The sequence below is a fragment of the Pseudomonas sp. TYF_14 genome (genome assembly GCF_043105275.1).
GTDB lineage: Bacteria > Pseudomonadota > Gammaproteobacteria > Pseudomonadales > Pseudomonadaceae > Aquipseudomonas > Aquipseudomonas alloputida.
In genome coordinates this window covers 1-2,630 of record NZ_JBICLK010000098.1, presented here as the reverse complement: position 1 = coordinate 2,630, position 2,630 = coordinate 1, and the positions used below count along the sequence as shown (strand labels likewise).

The window sequence follows — 2,630 nt, the reverse complement described above, 5'->3', positions numbered from 1 at the left end:
CAGGCCTAGTCGCATGCCCATGCTGAGTGAGTCATCTTCTGGGTCGATGGCTGTACTTCCTGTTGTTTTCCATGGGAAGGTTACGATGCCGCCGCAATAGCCGGGGCGGTGGAGGTGGACCTGTTGAGTTTTTCGATTGAATCGAATGAGCAGATGGCGGCTGGTTAGCATTTCCAGCCTTGAAAGTCTAAATCCATATTTTGCATATATATAATAGGCGGCGCCCCCTAGCAATATCATGTAAGTGCTAAATAAAACTGAAAATACGGAAAGAAACTCAGGCTGGGTTGCATTTATATAGATTGTGCCAAGGGTTATGTTTAGCCATGAGTAGGTCATTGGTCCCAAGCTGCCCAAGGTCATTAAGGTGATGATGCCGCGCTTCTCTTCCGAGCCACCGCATCGCATCTCTAGGAAATTTTCATTGAAGGAATAAACAGGGCCGCTTGCGCGAGGGTTTTCGCTTACCTTCCGAAAATGGACTTCCTCTTCCAGGTCACCTTCGTAAAAGTCACGCATTGCGCGATTTTCTGCTGGCGTCATTTCGGCTACGTACGCCTTGCGCGCAGCTTCGGACTCGATTGCCATCCGCCAGAAACCCCATTCGATTAAATACACTATAAGACCTCGCTGAAAGCGGAATGAAGCTCCTTTAATTCTTCATGTTCTTCATAAGGCTTAGCTGTTTTTCTGATTCGGAAACAGCAGCGCCTACACCACTTTTCCAATGCATCATCTTCAAGGAGGTAAATTGCGATCGTCAGGACGAGCCCTATCCAGAAAGCCCCGACTACCAATCGTGCGAGCAGAAGGCGCGCAGCTTGGGTTCCTAGTTTTTTTGCAAGCTCACCCATAGAGGATGCCAACATTCTTGCAAATTTAGTCTTGGCGTTATGAGATAGATAATCAAAAAAAGGCTTCGCTATGGCAATGGCAGTTCCCAGTTCGCCTATAGATAACGTCAATGTTGCCATCGCGCGCGTGTGGTAGGCTCCGGCCAATGTCCATGATTTTGTTGAAGCGCTTGTTGCTTTGAAGTTTTCCGCTCCGTCAGCGAAGTCCCACCACGCCAAGACGAATCCTCCCGTACCAGCTAACGCAGCTCCCCACAGCTTCAACCTACCCAAGGTTACCGCAGCCCCTCTGCCGGTCACACTTTTCGCGCCATATCGGATTGCCACCTGATCCACATAGCTGGCGCCAACTTCAAAGCCCGCCGCTGCCGTGGTCATCGCGGCTGCCAGGAGTTCGGTCTTCACTCGCGCATCACTGTCGGGCAGCTCCCGCGCCTTGAACGCCATCAGCATGCCTTCCAGCAGGCAGACCAGACCGGCGGCACGCACTTTATAGAAGTCACTCTTCTGACTGTCCGCCTGCATCAAGCCTTCAGCCCACGCCTGATCCAGATAGCGCGCAATCTGGCCACCACTGCGTAGTGAATTAATCGGTTGCCGGCTACGTGCAGCTTCACTCAGGCGTACGTCGACAGCTGTTTCATGTACCGAGGCAAACAACGCCAGGCGCAGTCCATGGTGCAATGCTCGGTCTGCACTGTTTGGGGCTCCGCTACGCAGCACCTGTCGCCCAAGCGCGACGAACCATCCATACAAGCCGATGCTGGCGCTGTTGTTCCGCTTCTGCAGTTCCTCGTACAACACGTTCATACGCCCGAAGGCATTCGCTGCCGCATGTGCTCGCTTGGCAAGGCCTTCGGCCAGCGTGTAGTTGAATTCCGAGGGCGGTTCGGCCTTGGCGGCCTCAATCAGTGCCGCCAGCTCTTCCCGGATGTCGTCCTGGTTGTAGCTGATGCCGCGTATTGCCAGGTTGCCCCGGTCTGCTACGTCACTGCGCCACCAGTGGTCCAGTACCTTCGTGCCCTCTTCACTCAACTCCATGCCGATCACGCACTGGCCGGTCTGTTCGGCAAAGGCCAGGCCGTTGATGAGGTCGGCGTTGTCGTAGCGGTCCAGCGCCTGCAACAAGCGTTCGCTGACCACCCAGCGGGTATGGTCCTTGGCGCGGTCCTCGGCGGCTTGCTGGGCGTGTTGCATGACCTGCTCGAAACCGTCGAGCTGATCGTGCATGGCCTGGCGGTCGACCAGGTGGCCGTATTTCTGGTCGAACCGCTTGCGGAACTCGCCGGCATCCTGGCGGGCCTGGACTTTGCTGCGGACCTCGCGCTCGAACTGTGCCAGGTGGGGCTTCATGCGTTCATCATGGGCATCGGCCTGTTGACTGGCCCGTTCGGAGAACAAGTAGATCTCGGGATGCAGGTGGAGCTGGTTGCGGACTTTTTCGGCCATGACTTCGCGCTTGACGATCTCCTCGGCCACCATCTGTGGGTAGAGTTTTTCGATTTCCAGGAACGACTGCGCGACCAGAAGCTTGCGCTCGTTGTCCACGCCGGGTTCAACGGTGCGTTCCAGCCATTTCGTTTTCACATCATCGACGGCGGCATTGCGCCAGGCGTTGAGCTCCTGGGTAATGCCGATGGCGGCGCCACGGGGTTTGGTCTGGTTCACCGGCGGCGCCAGGGCCAGGCGTGAGGCGTGGGGCGAGACGATCTGGTCGTTGTTGAACGGCTGCAGGTCCAGTAGCGCCTGCAGGTCGGCATCGTCCTGGGCCTTGAA

At 56.2% G+C, this 2,630-nt stretch carries 1 protein-coding gene and 1 pseudogene; both read right to left on the bottom strand.

Features of this window, described 5'->3' with window-relative positions:
- A pseudogene (locus tag ACF8O8_RS27540) lies at positions 1-618 on the bottom strand (hypothetical protein); the annotation flags it as partial.
- A partial coding sequence (locus ACF8O8_RS27535; protein WP_392510929.1) for a T6SS effector BTH_I2691 family protein occupies positions 618-2,630 on the bottom strand: 2,013 nt, incomplete at its 5' end. The gene ACF8O8_RS27535 and the pseudogene ACF8O8_RS27540, both read right to left, overlap by 1 nt.